The 22,410-nt window shown below is 55.4% G+C and carries 21 protein-coding genes; 15 read left to right on the top strand and 6 right to left on the bottom strand.

The annotated features are described in order from the left end of the window. Positions 1 to 10 precede the first annotated feature (10 nt). Positions 11 to 1,153, top strand: a complete 1,143-nt coding sequence (locus tag QWY27_RS11335; protein ID WP_290198479.1) for a nucleoside hydrolase — start codon at positions 11 to 13, stop codon at positions 1,151 to 1,153. On the opposite strand, the gene QWY27_RS11340 is transcribed toward QWY27_RS11335, so the two are convergent. From QWY27_RS11340 to QWY27_RS11350, 3 genes are read right to left on the bottom strand one after another with little or no spacing between them, the layout of a single operon-like run. Then, complete coding sequence (locus QWY27_RS11340; protein WP_290198480.1) at positions 1,146 to 2,324, bottom strand: alpha-hydroxy acid oxidase; 1,179 nt, start codon at positions 2,322 to 2,324, stop codon at positions 1,146 to 1,148. The two genes, QWY27_RS11335 and QWY27_RS11340, sit on opposite strands and share 8 nt — an antisense overlap. A 3-nt stretch (positions 2,325 to 2,327) precedes the next feature. Beyond that, positions 2,328 to 3,305 carry a Bug family tripartite tricarboxylate transporter substrate binding protein gene (locus QWY27_RS11345; protein WP_290198481.1) on the bottom strand — a complete coding sequence of 326 codons (978 nt, stop codon included), beginning with the start codon at positions 3,303 to 3,305 and terminating at the stop codon, positions 2,328 to 2,330. Between the two features lie 57 nt (positions 3,306 to 3,362). Further along, on the bottom strand, positions 3,363 to 4,238 hold the full coding sequence (locus QWY27_RS11350; protein ID WP_290198482.1) for a TauD/TfdA dioxygenase family protein: 876 nt from the start codon (positions 4,236 to 4,238) through the stop codon (positions 3,363 to 3,365). A gap of 126 nt (positions 4,239 to 4,364) precedes the next feature. Here QWY27_RS11350 and QWY27_RS11355 point away from each other — a divergent pair, with 126 nt between their 5' ends. The 5 genes from QWY27_RS11355 (at position 4,365) to QWY27_RS11375 (ending at position 9,441) form a co-directional block, all read left to right on the top strand. Beyond that, positions 4,365 to 5,300 carry a LysR family transcriptional regulator gene (locus QWY27_RS11355; RefSeq protein WP_290198483.1) on the top strand — a complete coding sequence of 312 codons (936 nt, stop codon included), beginning with the start codon at positions 4,365 to 4,367 and terminating at the stop codon, positions 5,298 to 5,300. A gap of 119 nt (positions 5,301 to 5,419) precedes the next feature. Further along, complete coding sequence (ssb, locus tag QWY27_RS11360; RefSeq protein WP_290198484.1) at positions 5,420 to 5,896, top strand: single-stranded DNA-binding protein; 477 nt, start codon at positions 5,420 to 5,422, stop codon at positions 5,894 to 5,896. A gap of 567 nt (positions 5,897 to 6,463) precedes the next feature. Further along, the gene (locus tag QWY27_RS11365) at positions 6,464 to 7,243 is read left to right on the top strand and encodes an SDR family oxidoreductase (RefSeq protein WP_290198485.1); all 780 of its coding nucleotides are present in this window, start codon (positions 6,464 to 6,466) and stop codon (positions 7,241 to 7,243) included. Positions 7,244 to 7,336: 93 nt separating this feature from the next. Continuing rightward, on the top strand, positions 7,337 to 9,103 hold the full coding sequence (locus QWY27_RS11370; protein WP_290198486.1) for an IlvD/Edd family dehydratase: 1,767 nt from the start codon (positions 7,337 to 7,339) through the stop codon (positions 9,101 to 9,103). Positions 9,104 to 9,159: 56 nt separating this feature from the next. Further along, a complete protein-coding gene (locus QWY27_RS11375; protein ID WP_290198487.1) occupies positions 9,160 to 9,441 on the top strand; it encodes a nucleotidyltransferase domain-containing protein in 282 nt (93 codons plus the stop codon). On the opposite strand, the gene QWY27_RS11380 is transcribed toward QWY27_RS11375, so the two are convergent. Beyond that, positions 9,428 to 11,548 carry an acetate--CoA ligase family protein gene (locus QWY27_RS11380; RefSeq protein WP_290198488.1) on the bottom strand — a complete coding sequence of 707 codons (2,121 nt, stop codon included), beginning with the start codon at positions 11,546 to 11,548 and terminating at the stop codon, positions 9,428 to 9,430. The two genes, QWY27_RS11375 and QWY27_RS11380, sit on opposite strands and share 14 nt — an antisense overlap. A gap of 93 nt (positions 11,549 to 11,641) precedes the next feature. Here QWY27_RS11380 and QWY27_RS11385 point away from each other — a divergent pair, with 93 nt between their 5' ends. Both QWY27_RS11385 and QWY27_RS11390 read left to right on the top strand, forming a co-directional pair. Continuing rightward, positions 11,642 to 11,995 (top strand): RidA family protein, encoded by a 354-nt coding sequence (locus tag QWY27_RS11385; protein WP_290198489.1) that lies wholly within the window; start codon positions 11,642 to 11,644, stop codon positions 11,993 to 11,995. A 27-nt stretch (positions 11,996 to 12,022) separates the two neighbouring features. Further along, a complete protein-coding gene (locus tag QWY27_RS11390) occupies positions 12,023 to 13,258 on the top strand; it encodes a TIGR03862 family flavoprotein (protein ID WP_290198490.1) in 1,236 nt (411 codons plus the stop codon). Positions 13,259 to 13,262: 4 nt separating this feature from the next. Here the strand turns inward: QWY27_RS11390 and QWY27_RS11395 are convergent, their stop codons facing one another. Together QWY27_RS11395 and QWY27_RS11400 are read right to left on the bottom strand one after the other, a co-directional pair. Beyond that, entirely contained in the window at positions 13,263 to 13,676 is a 414-nt protein-coding gene (locus QWY27_RS11395; RefSeq protein ID WP_290198491.1) for a nucleotidyltransferase substrate binding protein, read from the bottom strand. A gap of 73 nt (positions 13,677 to 13,749) precedes the next feature. After that, on the bottom strand, positions 13,750 to 14,535 hold the full coding sequence (locus tag QWY27_RS11400) for an IclR family transcriptional regulator (protein ID WP_290198492.1): 786 nt from the start codon (positions 14,533 to 14,535) through the stop codon (positions 13,750 to 13,752). Between the two features lie 159 nt (positions 14,536 to 14,694). Here QWY27_RS11400 and QWY27_RS11405 point away from each other — a divergent pair, with 159 nt between their 5' ends. From QWY27_RS11405 to QWY27_RS11435, 7 genes are all read left to right on the top strand, one after another. Continuing rightward, a complete protein-coding gene (locus QWY27_RS11405) occupies positions 14,695 to 15,189 on the top strand; it encodes a GAF domain-containing protein (protein ID WP_290198493.1) in 495 nt (164 codons plus the stop codon). Next, positions 15,186 to 16,838 (top strand): GMC family oxidoreductase, encoded by a 1,653-nt coding sequence (locus QWY27_RS11410; protein ID WP_290198494.1) that lies wholly within the window; start codon positions 15,186 to 15,188, stop codon positions 16,836 to 16,838. Before QWY27_RS11405 ends, QWY27_RS11410 begins: the two co-directional genes overlap by 4 nt. Positions 16,839 to 16,871: 33 nt before the next feature. Continuing rightward, complete coding sequence (locus tag QWY27_RS11415) at positions 16,872 to 18,287, top strand: amidase (protein ID WP_290198495.1); 1,416 nt, start codon at positions 16,872 to 16,874, stop codon at positions 18,285 to 18,287. 211 nt (positions 18,288 to 18,498) lie between these two features. Then, positions 18,499 to 18,936 carry an FmdB family zinc ribbon protein gene (locus QWY27_RS11420; RefSeq protein ID WP_290198496.1) on the top strand — a complete coding sequence of 146 codons (438 nt, stop codon included), beginning with the start codon at positions 18,499 to 18,501 and terminating at the stop codon, positions 18,934 to 18,936. Between the two features lie 37 nt (positions 18,937 to 18,973). Beyond that, entirely contained in the window at positions 18,974 to 19,606 is a 633-nt protein-coding gene (locus QWY27_RS11425) for a DUF502 domain-containing protein (RefSeq protein ID WP_290198497.1), read from the top strand. A 105-nt stretch (positions 19,607 to 19,711) separates the two neighbouring features. After that, positions 19,712 to 21,508: an aspartate--tRNA ligase gene (aspS, locus tag QWY27_RS11430; RefSeq protein WP_290198498.1), complete on the top strand. Its 1,797-nt coding sequence runs from the start codon at positions 19,712 to 19,714 to the stop codon at positions 21,506 to 21,508. Further along, positions 21,509 to 22,384 carry an endonuclease/exonuclease/phosphatase family protein gene (locus tag QWY27_RS11435; RefSeq protein WP_290198499.1) on the top strand — a complete coding sequence of 292 codons (876 nt, stop codon included), beginning with the start codon at positions 21,509 to 21,511 and terminating at the stop codon, positions 22,382 to 22,384. The last annotated feature ends 26 nt before the right edge of the window (positions 22,385 to 22,410 follow it).

Genomic DNA, 22,410 nt, shown 5'->3' on the forward strand with positions numbered 1-22,410 from the left:
AGCGAGCGACATGATGAACATCAAGAAATCACTGGTTGGCTTTGTTTCCCTGATTGTTGTGTGCATGGCTGCCGCGCTGTTGGTCGGCTCACCGGCCCATGCGCAAGCCAAAAAGCAGATCCCCTTGATTATCGATACAGACATGGGTACGGATGACTGGCTGGCGATTGCCTATATTGCGCAGAATGCGCATGTGGATTTGCGTGGCATCACGATCGTTGGCAATGGCCTGGCCTCCTGTGCCTATGCCTCTCAGAATGCGCAGTATCTGCTGAGCAAGTCAACCAAAAACGCAAACAAGCCTGTTGGTTGCGGCTCCAACTGGCCTCTGGATGGTTTTGCTTCCTATCCCAAAATCTGGAGAGAGACCGGGGCCGACATGATGGGAGAGAAAAAACCCGGAGTGATCACTGGCAAGCAGGAGTGGGACGGACCGACGTTGCTGGCCCATTTGTTGCGGGAGAGTCAAGAGCCTGTCGATATTTTGGCGATTGGTAGCATGACAAATATCGCCACCGCAATTAGAGCGGAGCCAAACTTGAAGTCGAAAATCAGGCGCATCATTTCAATGGGCGGCGCGGTCACGACCGGTGGTAACTTGAGAGTGCATGGCTTTACAGATCATCATCCGAATACCAAGGCCGAGTGGAATTACTACATTGATCCAGTCGCCGCGAAAATCGTTTTTGAAAGCGGCGTGCCCATCCTGCTTGTTCCCTTGGACGCAACCAATAAAGTCCCTCTGACAAAAGACTTTATCGCACGCCTGGACAACCGCAACCCCAATCCACTCGAGGCGTTCGCACATCGGATTTTTAAAAATATCGTCCAGTCCACCACCAATGGCGAATATTTTCATTGGGACCCTCTGACCGCCGCGATTGCCGCACACCCTGAGTTGTGCGATTTGGTGAATGAGAAAAAACTCACAGTCGTGACAGACAAAGGGCGCGATACAGGTCTGCCAAACGGACAGCCTCAGGAATTATTTCCCCTGATCAATGCCATCGGGCAAAAAAGAAATGCGTTGAGCGAGTCCGCTGCAGGTGCGACCGTGTTGTCCGAGCGTGGACAACCGATACAAGTCTGTATGCATGTCGAAGCTGCGAAATTCGAAAATAATTTTATCGAGACTTTGCGCGCGACTAATTAAACCTACGCGCGGACGCGGGGTTGAACAGCAAGTCCTGATCGATGTCAGCGACCTTGCTGACACCGCTTAGCTGCATGGCACGGACAAATTCGTCCTTCAAAATATCCAGCGCGCGCGTTGCACCCGGCAAGCCTGCTGCTGCGGCACCAAAAAGCGTGGCACGGCCGGTCAGTACGCCTTGCGCACCGAGCGCGCGTGCTTTCAAAATATCCACACCCCGTCGCACACCACCATCCACCAACACAGGGACCCGCCCCTCTACTGCCGCGACGACTGCGGGCAGGGCATCAACGGTTGCAGGCGCGCTATCGAGTTGACGGCCGCCATGGTTGGAGACGACGATTGCGTCCACGCCCATTTTGACCAGACGCTGTGCATCGCTCGGACGCATGATGCCTTTGACAATGAGTTTGCGCGGCCAGTGATCGCGCATGATTTGCAACTGTTGCCAATCAAAGGCCGGGTCATAATTTTTACCGACAGACGAGGCGAGTTTCTTGCCTCCCTGATTGTCGCGTTTGAGTTCTTTGATGTTTTCCATCTCGGGGGCGCCTTTCAACAGCATGGGCAGCGACCAACCCGGATGAAGAGCAAAGTCCAGCACATTGCGTGGCGTGTATTTGAAAGGAAACACCAAGTGATTACGAAAATCGCGTTCTCTTTTACCGCCAACGGGCAAGTCGACCGTGATCATCAGACCTTCGTAGTCAGCCTCGCGGGCACGCTGAATCAGTGAGGCGAGTTTTTCTTTGTTGGACAGGATATAGGCCTGAAACCATAAGCGACCAGGTGCTGCATCGGCGATCTGCTCGATCGACGCCGTGGCCGAGGTCGAGAGTGAGTAGGGGATGCCCATTGCCGCTGCGGCGCGCGCAATCGCGATGTCCGCACCATGCCGGCCGAAGGCCGCGGCACCGGTAGGCGCAATGGCAAGCGGCATAGCCGAGGGACCACCGACTAGTTCGGTCGTTGTATCAACCTTGGAAACATCGTTCAGCGCTTTGGGAACGATGCGAAGACGACGAAAGGCGTCGATGTTGTCGCGTAGCGTGACTTCTTCTTCGGCGCCGCCGTCAAAAAACTCAAAGATCGCGCGCGGTAAACGGCGTTTGGCCACCGCGCGCAGATCATCCACACTATACGCACTTGCTGCTGTGCGATCCAGATTCACGATTTATTCAGCTTTGATCCCGGAGGCTTTGATCACACGATCCCAGCGCTCCATATCCTTGAGCAAAAACTGGCTGAACTCGGCAGGCGTATCGCCCACAGGTTGAGCACCGAGGTCTTTCATACGCTTGATGACTTCGGGATTGGCCATGGCTTTTTTGATGGAAGCATTGAGCTTGTCCACGATCGGCTGTGGTGTGCCGGCAGGCGCCAACATACCGATCCAGGGCGCGGTTTGTTCAAAGCCTGGAAAGCCCGAGGCGTCCATTGTGGGGACCCCCGGAAAGTCAGGCATTGGCTGGGAAGAGCCGACCGCCAATACACGGATGCGTTTGTTTTCAACATGCCCCGCGATACCGATCATTGGGTAGAACATGAAGGACACACGTCCCGACATGACTTCCGTCAAGGCCGGCGCGTTGCCACGGAAAGGCACATGGACCATTTTGACATTCGCCATCGTGGCCATCATCGCAGCGGCGAGGTGAGCCGAGCCACCGTTACCTGCCGAGCCATAGCTGATGGCATCAGGGGCGCTTTTCGCTTTGTCGAGCAAGTCCTTGAGTGTTTTGTAAGGCGAGTCGTACGCAGTTACGATGACCAAAGGCAAGTTGGCAACCAGCGAGACAGGCGCAAAGCTTTTGAGTGGATCGTATTCAGACTTGTCACCCAACAAGAGCTTGTTGACGTTGTGCGACAGCGAAGCGAACAGCACCGTGTAGCCATCAGGCTTAGCTTTTGCGACTTCGCGCGTCGCGATCAGCGAGTTTGCGCCCGTGCGGTTTTCAACCACAACTGATTGCCCCAGATCCGTTGACATGTGTTGAGCCAGAATACGACCAATCACATCGGTTGGGCCGCCCGCGGCAAAACCAATCAACATCTTCACGGGTTGATTAGGATAGTTGGAGGTCTGTGCCGCGCTGGTCAGAGGCAATGCCGTGGTCAGCGCCAGACAGGCGCCAAGGAGGAATTTTTTCATTTGTCTTCCAGTTATAAAAATTGTGAAGTGAGCTTAACAGCCTGCCCACCCGTCTTGCTACGCCGCCAAGGGAAAATACCGATCCGCCATGACTTGGCAACGCTTAATAAAGCGGTGTTCGTCCGGACCGTAGTCGGCAATCGCATTGTGGATCGTGCCCATGTTGTCCCACATCAGCACGTCCCCCGCCGTCCAGCGGTGCCGATATCGAAACTGTGGTTGCAACTGGTGCGCGAATAAAAACTCCAGAATCTCGTCGCTCTCTTTTTGTGGCAACTCATTAATCTGGATCGAATAACCCGGATTGGCATACAAAATTTTGTCGCCCGTGATCGGGTGCGTCAAAAATATTGGATGCGACACCGGTGGTTTTGCCTTGCGCTGCGCCTCTGTCAAAGGCGGACGGGTGCAACCGGGTTGCTTGCGCATGTTTTCCCAAAACTTGTTGAAATCATGCAGCACCGTCATGCCGTCGAGTTTTTTCTTTAATTCTTCGGGGAGAGCTAAATATGCAGCCCGCATATTTGAAAACTCCGTACCGCCCAGCGGCTCTCCGTTACGGTGGGGGATTTCGATGCCGTACAGCACGTTGGTAAACGCGATCATCTTGCTGTAGGACATGTCCGTGTGCCAGTCTTGTCCCGCATCGCCGAGACCGATAGGCTTGCCATCGACTTTTTTGTTGGACAGGATCATGACCTCGGGATGTCCGGGCTCCTGATACATATTGGCTACGTTCACCTCGAGGGTGCCGAACTTGCTGCTAAATTCCTTGAGCTGTGCCCCGGTCAGGTTTTGTTTTGGGAAACACAGCACACCGTACTGTCCAAGCAGCCCTTCGATTTTTTTGTAGTCTTCCTGGGACAGGGGTTTGGAGACATCGAACTGCTCCACGCGCGCGCCGAGTCCTTGTCCGCTAGGTGTCACTTGCATGATTGCTCCCCGTTTTGATTCTTTAAGATGCGAAAGTCTAGCGGTTTAGTGAGGTCCGGAATAGGGTCGAATTGTGAAATGAGTGTTCTCGAAATGGAAACAATATGCCTATAATTGACCCACATCATGGACAAACTCAAAGCAATCGAAGTTTTTATCGAGGTCGCACAGGGCTTGAGCTTTTCGGGCGCTGCCCAGCGGCTTGGCATGGCCAAGGGGAACGTGACCAAGCATATCGCCTGGCTTGAACAGTCACTGGGCGTTCAGCTCCTGACCCGCACGACTAAAAGCGTCAGCCTGACGGAGTCTGGACTGTCCTTGCTTGAAAACGGCCGCGAACTGCTCGATCGGGTCGACAGCATTGATGCCGCGGTCCGTCAGTCAGTCAAAGAGCCCAAAGGCATGCTAAGGCTCGGCGCCCCCCCTTCGTTTGGCGCGTTTCATCTCGTGCCCATCATCACCGCCTTTTCCTCGGCGCATCCGGATATTCAAGTCGTGCTCTATCTTGACGATGGACGCACCGATCTCGTGGCCGAAGGGCTGGACATGTCGGTGCGGATCGCCACCTCACTCAAGGACACCTCCCAAGTTGCCCAGCGCCTGGCCGTCGTGCCTCAGCTGTTGGTGGCATCGCCCGATTATCTGAAGCGACGGGGGACACCCAAGACGATTGCCGATCTTGCGTCACATGATTGCATGGTGCATGCCTTGAAATCGCCCACCAACATTTGGACCTTTTTGGGCGACTCAACGACCGGACAATCCGGTGGCAAAACAACTGTTCGCGTCCACGGCACGATTCGCGCCAATTATGGTGATCCGCTTCGCCATGCCGCCTTGCTTGGACACGGTATCTCCATGCATCCCACCTATATGGTGATGCAGGATATCCAGGCTGGCCGTCTGGTGAGTGTGTTGCCCCAGTTTCGCCCGGTTGGCGTTGATATTTATGCGGTTTTCCCGAGTCGAAAAAATTTGCCCGTGCGCGTCAGAACATTTTTGGACTTTTTGCGTCAATGGTTTGCCGCGGCGGACTGGCACGCCTATCAAAACGTGCCGTAAACTGTCTGCAATGCGTAGTTTTGCGTCTGGCGCCAAAAGGCCGACCGGACAATGATAGCGCCTCGAACGCGCCCGTCAGGGCATTGATGAATTGAATATTTTTTAAAACGGAGATCGGCATGGCATCGGTCAATAAAGTAATACTGGTTGGCAATCTTGGGCGCGACCCCGAAGTCCGCTACAGCCCAGATGGCGGCGCCATTTGTAACGTGTCGATTGCAACCACCAGCAGCTGGAAAGACAAAACTTCAGGCGAGCGCCGCGAAGAAACGGAATGGCATCGCGTGGTGTTTTACAACCGCTTGGCCGAAGTCGTTGGCGAGTACATGAAAAAAGGTCGCCCCATGTACATTGAGGGCCGTTTGAAAACACGCAAATGGCAAAACAAAGAAGGCGTCGACCAGTACACAACAGAAATCATTGCCGACCAGATGCAAATGCTCGGTGGTCGCGATGGTGGCGATGGCGGCTCGATGGGTGGCGGCGGTGGCGAAAGCGCGCCGCGTCCAGCCCGCGCGCCTCAGGCACAGCGCCCAGCGGCTCCCGCAGCCAGCGGAGCGAACCTGACGGACATGGATGACGACATTCCGTTTTAAAGTAATTAGATAGGTTGGATGCGGCGGTGTAACTTCAGAGTTGCACCGCCGTTTTTACGCTCCGTTTATGTTGCTCCACTCAATGAAATAATTACTTACAAAAAAGTGAGTGCACGATCGTAAAAATACGAAGTTTTACGATTGAATGCTTGGAGTGACTCCTTTACCATCACAACATGGAAAAACGAATCACCACATTAGAAGTCACCGCCACCCAGACGTGCAAATCAATGGATCATCTTGAAAGGTCCGTTGCTGACTTACGGTCTGAGATGCATCATTCTGTTGCTGACTTGCGTAGTGAAATGCACCATTCTCTCTCGGGATTACGTAATGAGGTCAACAGCTCAATCAGCGGACTTCGTACCGAGATGCATAGCGCAATGTCATTAATACATAGCGATCTTGGATCCCTACGACGTGATGTGGACAGAAAGTTTATCTGGATGATGGGCACACAAATCGCCGCTTTAATTGCAATCATTAGCGCGATGGCTAAACTCGCACATCTCTTTTGATTTAAGCTGCTGCATCACCTAAACAAAATAAAAACTCTGGAGACAAAATATGGACTTAGGCATTCGAGGTCGTCGTGCCATTGTGTGCGCATCAAGCAAGGGCTTGGGTTTGGGCTGTGCCCAACAGCTCGCGCGCGAGGGTGTTGAGCTTGTGATGCTTGCGCGCGGTCAAGAGGCGCTTGAGGCTGCAGCGGCGGCGATTCGCGCCGAGACGGGCGTCAAGGTGACAACGGTTGCCACCGACATCACGACGCCCGAAGGGCGCGCAAAGGTGTTGGCGATCTGTCCGGACCCCGATATCCTCGTCACCAACGCAGGTGGGCCCAAGCCAGGCGATTTTCGTGACTGGAGCCGTGAGGACTGGATCGCAGCTGTGGACGCCAATATGCTGACACCGATCGAGCTTATTCGCGCGACGGTCGACAAGATGATCGCGCGCAAGTTTGGTCGCATCGTCAACATTACTTCCGCCTCGGTCAAACATCCGATCGAGAGCCTGGGCATGTCCAATGGCGCACGCGCGGGTCTGACTGGTTTTGTAGCGGGTCTGGCGCGTCAGATTATTTCGCATAACGTCACGATCAATAACCTTTTGCCCGGCCCCTTTGCGACCGATCGCATTTTGCAAAATGCCGAAGTGCGTTCTCGCGAAACAGGTCAGTCCGTCGAGGATATTTTGAACGCACGCATGTTGGCAGTGCCTGCCAAGCGCTTTGGCACACCTGCCGAGTTTGGACAGGCGTGCGCGTTTTTATGCAGCGCGAGTGTCGGGTTCATGACGGGACAAAACCTTGTGTTGGATGGTGGTATCTATCCCGGTACACTTTGATTCAATTAATGTTGATTTAATTCTCGCATTGCAATCAAGCTGATTCAGTTATTTCACTTTTTCATCTCATTTATTCCATTTCAGGTACACACCATGTCAGACGAAAAGAACAAAGAAAACAAAGGCCACTCGCTGAATCCCGCCGCAAGTAGCGAGGGGATGTCCAAAGGCCTCGCCAATTACGGCGACCGTGGTTTTTCCTTGTTCTTGCGTAAAGCCTTTATTAAAGGCGCAGGCTATACGGACTCCGCACTTGAGCGTCCCGTGATCGGGATTACCAATACGGGTAGCGCCTACAACCCCTGCCATGGCAATGCACCCCAGCTGATCGAGGCCGTCAAACGCGGCATCATGCTCGCTGGTGGATTGCCGATGGATTTTCCGACGATTTCGATTCACGAGAGTTTCTCCAACCCGACCAGCATGTATCTGCGTAACCTCATGTCGATGGATACCGAGGAGCTTTTGCGTGCCCAGCCGATGGATGCCGTGGTGTTGATCGGAGGTTGTGACAAAACAGTCCCCGCGCAGCTCATGGGTGCCGCGTCAGCGGGCTTGCCAGCCGTGCAGCTGATCACGGGCTCGATGTTGACAGGTTCACATCGCAGCGAACGAGTCGGTGCCTGTACGGATTGCCGCCGTTACTGGGGAAAGTTTCGCGCCGAGGAAATCGATGCCGAGGAAATCGCCGATGTGAACAGCCAGTTGGTGGCAAGCGTTGGAACATGCTCCGTGATGGGAACAGCCAGTACGATGGCCTGTATCGCCGAGGCGCTTGGCATGACAGTGCCTGGCGGAGCCTCTCCACCAGCTGTCACTGCGGACCGTATCCGCGTGGCGGAACGCAGTGGTGCGCTGGCAGTCGAGATTGCGCGCAAACGTTTGACGATCGACAAAGTCCTGACGGAAAAAGCCTTTGAAAACGCCATGCGTGTTTTGCTGGCGATTGGCGGTTCGACCAACGGCATCGTGCACCTGACTGCGATTGCGGGACGCATGGGTTTCGAAATGGATCTCAAGGCACTCGATCGCATGGGCCGCGATACCCCCGTGCTGTTGGATCTCAAGCCGTCGGGTCAGCACTACATGGAGGACTTCCATCACGCCGGAGGCATGGCAACATTGCTGCGTGAGCTTAAGCCTTTGCTGCATCTGGATGCGATGACCGTAACCGGTCGCACTCTCGGCGAGGAAATCGAAGCGGCAGGTCCAGGTTTCAAGCAAGACGTGGTGCGCACCGCGAGCAACCCGATTTACCCCCAGGGCGGCATTGCGGTGTTGCAGGGTAATCTCGCGCCGGGTGGTGCGATTATCAAGCAGTCGGCCGCACATCCCAAGCTGATGGAGCATGAGGGTCGTGCAGTCGTGTTTGAAAACCTCGAGGATATGGCCAACCGGATTGACTCGCCCGATCTCGATGTGACTGCAGACGACATTCTGGTGCTCAAGCACATCGGTCCCAAAGGTGCGACGATGCCCGAGGCGGGGTACATGCCGATTCCTAAAAAGCTTGCCACGGCAGGTGTCAAGGACATCGTGCGGATCTCGGATGGTCGCATGAGCGGCACAGCGTTTGGCACGATCGTTTTGCACGTGACGCCCGAGTCGGCGATCGGCGGACCCCTGGCTTATGTGCAGAACGGAGATCGCATTCGACTAAGCGTTGCAAACCGCGAGCTGGCATTACTGGTCAGTGACGAAGAGCTCGCCAAGCGTCGCGCGGCCAAACCCGTTGTGATCCCGACGGCACAGCGCGGTTATCGCAAGCTCTTCCTTGAGAGCGTGACCCAGGCAGACAAAGGCGTCGACTTTGATTTCCTGATGCCACCCATGACAGGGAAAGTGCCCAAGGCGAAGTAAAATAAACGTGAGTTTTATTTGTTTCGATTGTCAGTACTGTTAGAGGGAGGATTGAGATGCGCTTAGCTGTGCCAGAACAAGTTGCGATTCATGATGCCATCCATCAGGCTGACGTCGATGCAGAGGTCTATCTGTTCGGTTCTCGAACAGATGACACTGCCCGGGGTGGCGATATAGACTTGCTCGTTTTATCAAAGCGTATCGGGTTAATGAAAAAGCTCGAGATTTTGGCCCAACTGCATGAAAAGCTCGGTGAAAGAAAAATTGATTTAGCGATTTTTCCTGATGCGAACAGGCCGTTTGCAAAGATTGCTCTTGAAAAGGCTATTCGCCTGTAAGCGATTTAAAAGTCACTTCAATCACTGCATCCACCGCATACGCCCCTTGTCCTTGTGGCATCGCGAGGACGGGGTTGAGGTCGATGGATTGCAGGCGTGGGCCGGCGGCAACGGCAAAGGCCGAGAGTTGCGAGAGCATCTCAGCGAGCGCTTTGATGTCGGCCACAGGTCGTCCACGGGCGCCAAGCAGCAAAGGTGCGCCTTTGATCGAGCGGATCATTTCCTCGGCAACATCGGGTCCAAATGGACAGCGATGCAGCACGACGTCTTGCAGAATCTCTACAAAAATCCCACCGAGTCCAAACATCGCAACCGGACCGAACACGGGATCTTGATGAATGCCCAGGATGCATTCGACGCCGCCTTTCAATTGTTTGGCAACAAGTACGCCGTCTAGTCGCGCGTTGGGCGCAGAAGTTTTGCCACGCTGCAACAACAAAGCAAAACCTTCTCGCACAGCGGCTTCATCGTTGATGTCGAGCAGCACGCCACCGATTTCTGATTTATGCAGGATGTCGGGCGAGACGATTTTCATCACCACGGGAAAACCGATCTTTTTTGCGGCGGTGATGGCGGCTTCAACCGAAGTGCAAACCTCCTCGGGGGCGGAGGCGATGCCAGCGAGCGCAAGCAGCTGTTTGGCTTGCGCTTCGGAGGGGTTTTGTTGAGGAAGCGTAATGGGTGCGAGTGTCGGTGCGGCTTGAGCAGGCGCTTTGGCAAAGGCGCGACCAAACTGTCCCATGGCCTCGATCGCGACTACAGCGCGCGACGGATCCTCAAAGACAATAAAGCCATCGCTTTCGTATTCGCGAATCTGCTCGCGAGACGCCATGAGTGACAACACAAAGATACAGTCGGGATGTTTGCTGCGCGCGATCTTGAGTTGTTCGCGCAGGCGCGGTGCGACACTCGCCGCACCACCCGTATAGGTAAAGAACCCAAGGATGGAGGTGTACTTGCCTTCGGCGATCAGCGCATCGGTAAAGGTGCTGATTAAAGACATCTCGTTGAGATACTGCGCAGTCACATCGACAGGATTGCGTGGTGCCGCAAAGGGCAGCAGTTTCAGCAAGCGTTCTTGGGAGTCCTGAGGCATTTCCGGCATGGCCAGGCCAATGGCGTCTGCGGCATCCGAGATGATGACTCCGGCGCCACCGCTGACGGTGATCACGCCAAGCGTATTGTGGGCGGGATAAATACCGCGTGTCGCCAGACGTGCGATATCGAGCATTTGCTCGGTCGTTTGTACGCGAAGGACGCCAAACTCTTTCAATACGGCATCGGTGACACGATCGTCTCCCGCGATCGAGGCCGTGTGTGACTGGGCGGCCGCACTGCCCACGGCGCTGCGACCGACTTTCATCATCAGTACGGGTTTGCGCGCGCGACGCGCAGCATCGAGGCCTGCGAGCAAGCCCGCAGATTCCCTGATCCCCTCGGAATAAAGCATGATGACTTTGGTGGCGGGATCTTCCACGACCATTTGCAGCATATCGCCCACTGTCAAATCGGCTTCGTTACCGGTCAAGATCACGGCAGAGAGGCCGATGTCGTTGGCTGTGGATACTGCCATCAGATGCGCGCCATAAGCACCGGATTGACTGATGATGGCCACACTACCCGCTTTGGGAAAGGCCAACTCACAGCCGGTCGCGAACGTGCCATAAAAATGGTTGCAGGGATTGATGACACCAAGCGAGTTGGGACCAATCAGGCGCATACCATGCTTGTGTGCGGCATCGACTAATTTCTGCTGTTCAAGCGCACCCTCGAGACCGATTTCAGCAAATCCAGCCGTAAATAAAATCGCTGCCGCGCACCCTCGCTCGGCTAGCGCCGTGACCGACTCGAGTGCCGCCGAGGCAGGTACGATCACGATGGCGACATCGGGCGTTTCGGGCAGCGCTGCGACACTGGGGTAGGCGGTGAGACCCTGCACCGTCGCGCGATTTGGATTAACGGGAAAAATTTTGCCCTGATAGCCCTGCCCACGCATATAGGCAATGGGTCGCCCGCCAATTCGCGAGGGATCATCAGAGGCGCCGATGACGGCGACGGATTGTGGATTGAGGAGTTTGGCGATACGGGCAGGGTCATTCGGGCGCATTGTTGTCTCTGTTTTATGTTTGCGTAAATATTACAGCTACACTGACTTTTGTTTTTTTAGTTTGTTGAATTTTTTTCAATCAGGAGAATAACGATGGGTGCAATTACTCGCATTGATTCCAACGAGCGTCTGAGCCGAGTCGTGGTCCATGGCGATACCGTGTATGTCGCAGGCATTACCTCGAGCGTGAAAGGCGACATCGTGGCCCAGACCCGTGACGTGTTTGCAAAGATCGATGGCCACCTCGCCAGTGCAGGCACGGATAAACATCATCTGTTAACTGTACAGATCTGGTTGAAAGACATTACCAAGGACTTTGAGGGTATGAACTCGGTCTGGGCCGAGTGGGCGCCTAAAAACGCATTGCCGACTCGCGCAACGGGTGAAGTCAAACTGGCTGCACCAGACTTGCTGGTCGAAGTCATCGTGACAGCTGCCAAAAAGTAATCGTAAAAATATCCATTAGGAAATCACTTGTCATCAGAGAAAAGCTTTGTCGTTGCTGTCATTGGAGCAGGTCCCGCAGGTTTAATGGCTGCGGAAACGCTGGTCCGCAAGGGCTTGACGGTGCGGGTCTACGAGGCAAAGCCTTCGGTTGGTCGCAAGTTCCTGATGGCGGGCCGGGGTGGGCTAAACATCACCCACTCCGAACCTACTGAGAAATTTGTCACACGTTATGGTGCCCGCGCGCCGGAAATGGGAAGCATGCTCGCGCAGTTTGATGCCCAGGCATTGCGTGACTGGGTACATGCGCTCGGGATCGAGACGTTCGTCGGTTCGTCTGGGCGTGTGTTTCCCCATGAAATGAAGGCTGCACCGTTGTTGCGCGCGTGGATGCACCGCTTGCGCATCGAGGGTGTGCAGTTTTTGATGCGGCATCGCTGGCTAGGTTGGAACGATACGCAGCAGTTGCGATTTGATACGCCCAAGGGTGAAATCACGACAGCGCCTGATGCGACAGTCCTCGCGCTCGGGGGCGGTAGTTGGGCCAGACTGGGTTCTGATGGTGCGTGGTGGCCTTGGCTCAAAGAACAAGGTGTGCCCCTGAGCCCCTTGCTACCGAGCAACGGTGGATTTGAGACAAAGTGGTCTGCGCATTTTGTGGAAAAGTGCGCGGGAGAGCCGATTAAAACTGCGCAGTTTCGGATCGAGGGCAGCAAACTTGCGCCTTTGCGCGGTGAATGTATGGTGACGCAGCATGGGCTCGAGGGTGGCGCGATTTATGCCTTGTCCGCATCGTTACGCGAGCGGATTTTGACACGCGGGAAAGCGATGTTGTTACTGGATCTCTTGCCGGACCATAGCCCACAGCGCGTGCTCGACGAGGTGTCTCGTGCACGCGGCACTCGTTCGATGTCCTCGCATTTGCGTACGCGACTCGGTTTGCAGGGAGTGCGAGCGGCGTTGTTGCGTGAGCGTTTATCTGCAGAGGTATTTAACGACCCGCATAAGCTTGCCTTCGGGATTAAAAATTTACCGATTGTGTTGAATGCGTGTCGTCCAATCGATGAGGCCATCAGCACCGCAGGGGGTGTTCAGTTTGAGGGCATGACTGAGCATGGAATGTTGAAAAATCTACCTGGTGTGTTTTGTGCAGGCGAGATGCTCGATTGGGAGGCACCGACAGGCGGCTACTTGCTCAATGGCGTGATGGCGTCCGGGCAATGGGCGGCCAGAGGAGTGCTGACGTGGTTGACTGAGCAGCCTTGAATGCTTAGTCCTTGGCGCGCGATAGCAGCGTATAGAGTAGATTTCTCGCCTCATTTAAAAATCTTGGAATAACCATCAACGCTTGTTGTGCAGCAGTTTCTGTATAGGCGTGTTTCGCGTTGAGGTACATGCCACGGTAAACAAGCCAGTCTTGGTTATCCCCTTTAATCAGACCCTGTTCTCGCGCATGACATATGATGTTTTCAAAAGTCATGCGTCGATGTTGATCTGCATAACTTGAATGCATGAAGACATTGCGGCGAAGTATCTCGAGGCTCAGTTCGTAGGTGGTTTTTACCCTAAGTATGAGCCCATCTTGTAGTTGCAAATCTTGTGGCGAAGAAAGGTGTCGACTCAGTCCGTCATCCAGCCGAGATACAACTTTTGACAAGGCCGACAAATCAAGAGGTATTGGCATTGTTTGCAGCCTATCTAGTCAATCGTTATGAATGTTTCATTTTAAGTGAAGCCATTCATCTCTCCTATGGCCTTTAATTCTCTGCTTCGATATTCAACAAATTTGGTTGGATTTGTTCGATGGCTTTGTTGATGGAGTCCAGTACGAGCTCGATGCGGTCTTTGTCCATGCGGGTGCTTAAGGTACCTACGCTAATGGCGGCGACGGGGTGATTATTTTTGTCGAAGATTGGAACGGCCACTGTCCGCACACCGGGTAGCTCGATCACTTCACTGACGATGTAGCCGCGCGCACGTGCGCGAGCGATATTTTTGCGTACTTCGGCTTCTGAATAGTTGGGAAACTTTTCGACGCAGCGGTCTTTGTTGATTTTCAGGATGCGCTCGATTTCGTTGTCGTCGAGAAAACTCAGGATCGCGAGTGCGCCGCCGCCGATGTTGATCGGGCGACGACGGCCGACCTCGAGCACAAAGACCTTGATCGGAAAAGCGCCCTCGGCTCGATCGATACAGACGCCATCAAAGCCCGCGCGGATCGTTAAAAAGACAGTATCACCCGTGCATTGAGCGATTTGTTGAAGGTGCGAATGACAAAGGTCGCGCATATTGGTGCGCGGACTGGCTGCCAAGCCCATTTCGTAAATGACATTGCCTAAAAAGTATCGCTTGGTAGACTCATCCTGACGAATGAGCCCCTCGGACACAAGGCCTTGCAAGATCCTATGCGCCGTCGGGCGTTCGATATTGATTTCCGTGCAGAGATCGATGAGACGCGCGCCGACACGATTGCGGGCGGAGACACCACGCAGCAGTGCCGCGACACGCTGAACGACCTGAGTACCTGATTTGATCGCTGGCATAACAGTGTTCATGGAGCGCAGAGGTGACAGTTCAGTATATGGCAGGGTGTTCCACATTATGGCGTGAGGTGTTGCCGCTGTCTACAGGTTCAAGATGGCTAAAATCGACTCACGATCCATTCCATCGACCTTCATCGATCCCCATTGAGCGACACGTTCATGTTTGATGCCTCCTCTCTATCGCATTTGCCTAAACCCGAGCAATATCAACAGCTTGCTCAACAGGCGCGGGTGCTGATGGAGGGTGAGACGGACCGTATTGCCAATGCAGCCAATCTCTCCGCTTTGGTCATGCATGTCTTGCCGGATCTGAATTGGGCCGGTTTTTATTTTTACGATGGAACCGAACTGGTACTTGGACCGTTTCAGGGCAAGCCTGCTTGCCTGCGTATTCAGTTGGCGCGAGGTGTGTGCGGTGCGGCGGCCACCACACGCAAGACCCAGCTGGTGCCCGATGTCCATGCCTTTCCCGGCCATATTGCATGTGATGCCGCTTCGCGCTCCGAAATCGTGGTGCCGCTGATACGCGAGGGACGTTTGATTGGAGTTTGGGATGTAGACAGCCCAATTCCGGCGCGCTTTGATGTACAAGATCAAAGCGGCATGGAGACGCTGTGCCAAATTTATCTCGATTCGGTATTTGGTATTCGATGAGCACAACAAATCAAACAAGCGTGAACACGCACGGTCAACTCGAATTCGATTACGTCATCGTTGGCGCAGGCTCTGCAGGATGCCTGTTGGCCAATCGACTGTCCGCCGATCCAAACAACCGGGTGTTGCTACTCGAAGCCGGTGGTCCGGATAACTGGCACTGGATCCACATTCCTGTCGGGTATTTGTACTGTATCGGCAATCCCCGCACAGACTGGTGTTTTCGGACCAAGGCCGATCCGGGCCTCAACGGCCGCGAGCTGGGTTACCCCCGCGGTCGCGTGCTGGGCGGCTGCTCGTCGATTAACGGCATGATTTACATGCGCGGCCAGCGTGCGGATTACGACGGTTGGGCCGCGTTGGGAAATAAAGGCTGGGGCTGGGATGATGTGCTGCCATTGTTCAAAGGCATGGAAGATCATCACGCGGGTGAGAGCGCGTTTCATGGAGCGGGGGGCGAGTGGCGCGTCGAGCCTGCGCGCCTGTCCTGGGAAATCCTCGATGCGTTTCGCGAGGCGGCAGCACAGGCCGGGATCGCGCCGACGCCTGATTTCAATCGCGGCGACAACGAAGGCAGTAGTTATTTCGAGGTCAACCAGCGTGCGGGTTTCCGCTGGAACGCCTCCAAAGCTTTTTTACGTCCGATCAAGCATCGCCGGAATTTGACCGTGTTGACGGGGGCGCGCACCACGCGTTTGTGTATGGAAGGCAAGCGCGTGACGGGCGTGACATTCATTCGGGACGGTGCGATTCATCAAGCCCGCGCGGCGCGCGAAGTCGTGATGGCGGCCGGCGCGATCGGGACGCCACAACTCTTGCAAGCCTCGGGTATCGGTCCTGCAAGCCTGCTGGGCCCTTTAGGGATTCCGCTTGTGCATGAGCTGCCCGGCGTGGGACAAAACTTGCAGGATCATCTGCAGCTGCGCATGATTTATCGCATTGAAGGCGCGCGCACTTTAAATACGCTGGCTAACTCCTGGATCGGCAAGGCGCGCATCGGACTGGAGTATTTGCTCACGCGTCGCGGCCCGATGAGTATGGCGCCGTCGCAGCTTGGCGTATTTGCCAAGTCCGGTCCCGAGCAGACGCGGGCCAACGTCGAGTATCACGTGCAGCCTTTGTCGCTTGAGCGTTTTGGCGAGCCCCTGCATGATTTTCCAGCGTTTACCGCATCGATTTGTAATGTGCGCCCCACCAGTCGAGGTCACGTCAACATCGTTTCGCCCGACACGGCAGAGGCCCCGGAAATACTCTGTAACTATCTCTCAACCCCAGAGGATCGACATGTCGCAGCCGATAGCATCAGGCTGACGCGTCGCATTGTGGGTCAGTCGGCGTTGGCACGGTATAAGCCAGTGGAAATCAAGCCTGGCGTCACGATCGATGCACAAGGTGCCGAGGACACGGAAGAAGCGCTTGCAAAAGCCGCGGGCGATATTGGCACCACGATTTTTCATCCGGTCGGGACATGCAAAATGGGACACGATGCGCACGCGGTGGTGGACGATCAGTTGCGCGTGCACGGCTTGACAGGTCTGCGCGTGGCCGACGCTTCGATTATGCCGACGATTACTTCTGGAAACACGAACTCGCCCACGATGATGATCGCGGAAAAAGCAGCCAGACTCATTCTTTTACAAAATACTTGATTACAAACCTGCCACTCACTCTACGGAGGCTTTATGTCCGATCTCGCATTTTCCACTCTCACTCAGCTTGCGCAGGGTCTGCAGCAAAAAAAATACAGCTCCGAAGAAATCACACGCGAGTATTTGGGCCGGATTAAAAAAGCCGATGGCAAGCTCCATGCCTATGTGAGTGTGAACGAAGAGAGTGCGCTGACGCAGGCACGCGCGGCTGATTTGCGCCGTGCTTCGGGCTACAGTCTGAGCGTGGTGGATGGTTTGCCGCTGGCAGTCAAAGATCTCTGCGAGATCGAGGGACAAATCACAACGGGTGGTTCGCAGGACTGGATCAATCGTCGCAGTCCCACGACCTGCACGGCAGTCGAGCGCCTGATGCGCGCCGGCATGGTGATGCTGGGCAAGGTACACATGGTGGAGTTCGCTTTTGGTGGCTGGGGAACCAACCCCGTGATGGGTACGCCCTGGAACCCCTGGGATCTGAAGACGCACCGCGTGCCCGGCGGGTCGTCGAGCGGCTCGGGTGTGGCGGTCGCAGCCGGTCTGGCGCCTGCCGCGCTGGGCTCGGACACGGGTGGTTCGGTGCGTATTCCCGCGGCACTGAATGGCATTACCGGTCAAAAAACCACCCGCGGGCTGATTAGCCTGCATGGGGCGCTGGCCTTGTCCGGGACGCTGGACTCGATCGGACCGATGACACGCGATGTGCAGGACTCCGCGATTTTGACAGGCTTGATGGCGGGCGAGGATCCGCTTGATCCAACGAGCTGCAATCGTCCGATGTTCCATTGGAAGGCGCCTGCGGCAGGTCCCAAGCCCTTGGCGGGATTCCGTATCGCGATGTTCCCGGCCGAGCATTACCCGATCGCCTTGGGCAAGGATGTGATCAAGATGCTCGATGACACCCGTCGCGTCCTAGTCGAGCTCGGCGCACAGATTGTTGAAAAGCCTTTCCCCTTTGATTTTAATGACATGATGTTGCGCAATGGACAAATTATCGCGTCCGAAGCCTATGCGATCCATCGCGCCTATATCGACGATGCTGCACGTCCGTTTGGCGAGTTTGTCCGTAAACGTGTACAGTCCGGACGTAATATTTCCAGCGCCGATTACATAGACGCGATCGCAGATCATCGCCGCACCATTGCGGCGTGGACCGACTGGATGAGCAACGTCGATGCACTGTTGTCGCCTAGCGCTCCAATTGGCGCCTGCCCGTTGACCGAGGTCGACGAGTCTAAAACACCCATGGCCGCCTTTACCCGTGCCGGCAACTACATGGGTTGCTCGGGCATGTCCCTGCCGGCAGGGTTTGCTGACAACGGCATGCCGCTCGGGGCACAGTTGCTGGGCAAGCCTTTTGACGATGGCACGCTCGTGACCATCGGTATGGCCTTTCAGGCAGCGACCTCATGGCATCTGAAGCGCCCGGATTTGTCTTCTTTGGGGATCTAAAAGGCAGGCCATGCTTAGGTCATGCTTAGTTAACGGGCATGTAATCGGCAGGTAATGGGCAGAAAATGCGCAGCTAACAGGCAGGATTGCACGATGAAGCGGTCATCAAACACGCATTGGATGCGGGTTTGATGACTGTTTATGAGGGTTTCGGCTGAAAAGCCGTTAAAATACAAAGCTTTCCCTCGTTTTCGCGTCTAAGAGTTTCATCGTGCCAATCTACGCTTATAAATGCACTGCCTGCGGTCATGCCCAAGACGTGCTGCAGAAGATTTCCGACAAACCTTTAACAGTCTGTCCAGAGTGCCATCAGCAGACCTACGCTAAACAGGTCACCGCTGCGGGTTTTCAGCTCAAAGGCTCGGGCTGGTATGTCACTGACTTCCGTAACAACGGCGGCGGGGACAAGGGCGGCGCTAAAACCAGCGAGCCCGCACCCGCTGTCACAGGCACGGATGGCGCGGCGGCTGCAGCGTCTGCTTCCTCTGATGCCTCGGCGAGTGGTTCAGGTGGCGCCTCCAGTGCAACTGCACCTGCATCTACCCCTGCACCGGCAGCCTCATCAGCCCCAGCCTCTGCGCCCGCCTCTGCACCCGCTTCTTCACCCTCTTCGGCGGGCAAGCCCGCTGCGGGTGGCTCGGCTGCCTAGGCCTGCCGCACCACATATTTTTAATAACACCCACATCATGCGATCCTTTAAAAAGTACTTCATCACAGGTTTGCTGATTTGGGTGCCGCTGGTCATCACCCTTTGGGTACTGAGTTTGGCGGTGAACACGCTGGAGAGCGTGGTGCCGGCATTTTTATCGCCCCAGGCTTTGTTTGGCCACGATATTCCCGGCTTTAGAGTCGCAGTCGTGATTGTCGTGGTGTTGGTCACCGGGATTTTGGCGGCCAACTTTCTGGGGCGCGGGATCATCCAGCTTTGGGAGAACATCCTTGGCCGAATCCCGCTCGTGCGTTCAATTTACAACTCCGTCAAACAAGTCAGCGACACCCTGCTTGCGCCCAACGGCCAGGCCTTTCGCCAGGCCGTGCTGGTGCAGTATCCACGTCAGGGTAGTTGGACTATCGGCCTGCTGACGGGGGCGCCGAGCGGAGAGGTTGCGCGATTGCTACCTGGCGACCATGTGAGTGTTTACATACCGACAACGCCCAACCCCACCTCAGGATTCTTTTTGATGATGCCGCGCAGCGAGGTCCATCCGCTGGAGATGTCGGTGGACGCCGCGTTGAAATACATTGTTTCGATGGGAGTCGTCGCGCCTGCGCCTGCTGCATCCGCTTCGAAAAAAAAGTCCTTGCCGCCAAATGAGTAATATCTAAGTTGTACAGAGTTTGCACTAAACGAATTTGCCTTAAACGAATCAGTACTGCCCGATTAATAATTGTCAGATCTATTTGTACGATCTTTTGGAGTTTGCATGCGTACCTGCTACACCGGTCAGGTTTGTCGTGACCACCTTGGTCAAACTGTCACCCTTTTTGGTTGGGTGCATCGTCGCCGCGACCACGGTGGCGTGATTTTTATCGATCTGCGCGACCGCGCCGGTCTGGCCCAGATCGTGTTTGATCCCGACAATGCCGAGGGCTTTGCCACGGCGGAGCGCCTGCGTAACGAGTTTTGTATTCGTATCACCGGTCTCGTGCGAGAGCGTCCCGCCGGGACGACCAACCCCGACCTCGCCTCGGGCGAAGTCGAGATCCTGTGCCGCGAGGTCGAGATCCTGAACCCGTCGGTCACGCCACCATTCCAGCTCGACGACGAGAACCTCTCCGAGACGACGCGTCTGACGCACCGCGTTTTGGATTTGCGTCGTGGTCAGATGCAACGCAACATGATGCTGCGCTATCGCGTGTCGATCGAGGTGCGCAAGTTTCTTGACCAGCTCGGTTTCATCGATATCGAAACGCCCATGCTCACCAAGAGCACGCCCGAAGGCGCACGCGACTATCTCGTGCCCTCGCGTGTCAATGCCGGAGAGTTCTTTGCATTGCCGCAGTCACCGCAGCTGTTTAAGCAGATGTTGATGGTGTCGGGTTTTGATCGCTACTACCAGATCACCAAGTGTTTCCGTGACGAAGACCTCCGTGCCGACCGTCAGCCGGAATTCACACAGATCGATTGTGAAACATCGTTCCTGAACGAGACCGAGATCCGCGCGATTTTTGAGGACATGATCCGTCACGTCTTCAAGGCCGTGCAAAACGTTGACCTGCCCGCAAGCTTCCCCATCATGGCCTACAGCGAAGCCATGAGACTCTACGGCTCGGACAAACCCGATCTGCGCGTCAAGCTTGAGTTCACGGACTTGACCGACGTCATGAAAGACGTGGACTTTAAAGTGTTTGCCCAAGCAGCCACCACCGAAGGCAGCCGTGTCGTGGCATTACGTATTCCTGGGGGCGGCGCGATCTCTCGTAGCGAAATAGACAACTACACAAAGTTTGTCGCGATCTATGGCGCCAAAGGCTTGGCCTGGATCAAGGTCAACGACATCACCACCGGCCGTGATGGCTTGCAGTCTCCGATCGTCAAAAATATCCACGATGCCGCGCTGGCAGAAATGATCAAGCGCACCGGCGCACAAAATGGCGATTTGATTTTCTTTGGCGCGGATCGTGCCAAAGTCGTCAACGATGCCATTGGTGCTCTGCGCGTCAAAATCGGTCATAGCGAGTTCGGCAAAGCTAACGGTTTGTTCGACGATGTCTGGAAGCCGCTGTGGGTCGTGGACTTTCCGATGTTCGAGTACGACGAAGAAGCAGATCGCTACGTCGCCGCACACCATCCGTTTACCAGCCCTAAAGACGGCCATGAGGATCTGCTGACGACCGACCCGTCCAAGGCGATCGCGAAAGCGTACGACATGGTCCTCAACGGTTGGGAAATCGGTGGCGGCTCCGTGCGTATTCACCGCGAAGAAGTCCAGAGCAAGGTATTCCGCGCCCTGAAAATCGACGCAGAAGAAGCACAGCTCAAGTTCGGATTCCTGCTCGACGCCTTGCAGTATGGCGCGCCTCCACACGGTGGTATCGCCTTCGGTCTGGATCGTATCGTCACCATGATGACCGGTGCAGAATCGATTCGCGACGTGATTGCTTTCCCCAAGACACAGCGCGCGCAGTGCTTGCTCACTCAAGCGCCCTCGCCTGTCGACGAGAAACAGTTGCGGGAACTGCATATCCGTTTGCGTCAGCCAGAAGTCAAACAGGGCTAAATGTCACTGCTCCGTGTCGTTAGCTACAACATCCACAAAGGCCGCTCCCTTGCGGGGCGCGACTCGATGGGGGAGCTACGACTCGGCCTGCATGGGCTGCGACCCGATGTGATGTTTTTGCAAGAAGTGCAGGGCCGCAATGATAAACATCTGCGCCTGCACGCTCAGCATGAGTCACTCGCCGCTGCGCTGCATATGGAGTGCGCGTATGGCTGTAATGCCATCCGTAGCAAAACCGATCACGGTAACGCGCTACTCTCACGCCATCCCATCCTCACCTACGAAAACCAGGACATCTCGGATCATCGGCTGGAGCAGCGCGGCTTGCTGCATGGCGTGATTAGCGTGGGGGGGCGAGAGGTGCATTGCTTTGTCGTTCACCTCGGACTGTTTGCCGGCGGTCGTCGCCGACAGATCGAAGTGATGGCCGAGCGAATCAACCGTATGGTGCCCGAAGGCGCGCCTATTCTGATTGCCGGTGACTTTAACGACTGGAAAGACACACTCGCGCCGTTTTTTGTCGAACAGCTTGGCGTGTACGAGGTGTTTGCCAACTCACCGCGCACACATGGCATCGCGCCCAGACTCAAAGAGTCCATGCACCATTTGAAAGGCGTGTGGCGTGGAGAGAGTCTGGAAGAGATCCGCGCCGGTGTCGTGGGTCGACAGCTTGAACGGCGGAATCAACTCATGATGCCGGGACAGCAGAGCATGCTGCCACCTCCGAGGACGTTTCCATCCGCGTTTCCGATGTTGAGGCTGGATCGTATTTATCAGCGAGGCTTTGCTGTGAGAAGTGCGCGCGTGCTCAGGGGCAAGCCCTGGTCACAGTTGTCGGATCATTCGCCAATCTTGGCGGAGTTAGAGTTGCCTTGAGTTTGAAAACGATAAAGCGTGCAAAT

This window comes from Zwartia vadi, assembly GCF_030410375.1.
GTDB classification, from domain to species: Bacteria; Pseudomonadota; Gammaproteobacteria; order Burkholderiales; family Burkholderiaceae_B; genus Zwartia; species Zwartia vadi.

Coding starts and splice junctions, on each gene's coding strand:
- QWY27_RS11425 (WP_290198497.1), top strand. CDS start 18,974: ATGCGATCCTTTAAAAAGTACTTCATCACAGGTTTGCTGATTTGGGTG.
- QWY27_RS11385 (WP_290198489.1), top strand. CDS start 11,642: ATGGGTGCAATTACTCGCATTGATTCCAACGAGCGTCTGAGCCGAGTC.
- QWY27_RS11350 (WP_290198482.1), bottom strand. CDS start 4,238: ATGCAAGTGACACCTAGCGGACAAGGACTCGGCGCGCGCGTGGAGCAG.
- aspS (WP_290198498.1), top strand. CDS start 19,712: ATGCGTACCTGCTACACCGGTCAGGTTTGTCGTGACCACCTTGGTCAA.
- QWY27_RS11345 (WP_290198481.1), bottom strand. CDS start 3,305: ATGAAAAAATTCCTCCTTGGCGCCTGTCTGGCGCTGACCACGGCATTG.
- QWY27_RS11380 (WP_290198488.1), bottom strand. CDS start 11,548: ATGCGCCCGAATGACCCTGCCCGTATCGCCAAACTCCTCAATCCACAA.
- QWY27_RS11365 (WP_290198485.1), top strand. CDS start 6,464: ATGGACTTAGGCATTCGAGGTCGTCGTGCCATTGTGTGCGCATCAAGC.
- QWY27_RS11410 (WP_290198494.1), top strand. CDS start 15,186: ATGAGCACAACAAATCAAACAAGCGTGAACACGCACGGTCAACTCGAA.
- QWY27_RS11335 (WP_290198479.1), top strand. CDS start 11: ATGATGAACATCAAGAAATCACTGGTTGGCTTTGTTTCCCTGATTGTT.
- QWY27_RS11355 (WP_290198483.1), top strand. CDS start 4,365: ATGGACAAACTCAAAGCAATCGAAGTTTTTATCGAGGTCGCACAGGGC.
- QWY27_RS11435 (WP_290198499.1), top strand. CDS start 21,509: ATGTCACTGCTCCGTGTCGTTAGCTACAACATCCACAAAGGCCGCTCC.
- QWY27_RS11375 (WP_290198487.1), top strand. CDS start 9,160: ATGCGCTTAGCTGTGCCAGAACAAGTTGCGATTCATGATGCCATCCAT.
- ssb (WP_290198484.1), top strand. CDS start 5,420: ATGGCATCGGTCAATAAAGTAATACTGGTTGGCAATCTTGGGCGCGAC.
- QWY27_RS11405 (WP_290198493.1), top strand. CDS start 14,695: ATGTTTGATGCCTCCTCTCTATCGCATTTGCCTAAACCCGAGCAATAT.
- QWY27_RS11395 (WP_290198491.1), bottom strand. CDS start 13,676: ATGCCAATACCTCTTGATTTGTCGGCCTTGTCAAAAGTTGTATCTCGG.
- QWY27_RS11370 (WP_290198486.1), top strand. CDS start 7,337: ATGTCAGACGAAAAGAACAAAGAAAACAAAGGCCACTCGCTGAATCCC.
- QWY27_RS11400 (WP_290198492.1), bottom strand. CDS start 14,535: ATGCCAGCGATCAAATCAGGTACTCAGGTCGTTCAGCGTGTCGCGGCA.
- QWY27_RS11415 (WP_290198495.1), top strand. CDS start 16,872: ATGTCCGATCTCGCATTTTCCACTCTCACTCAGCTTGCGCAGGGTCTG.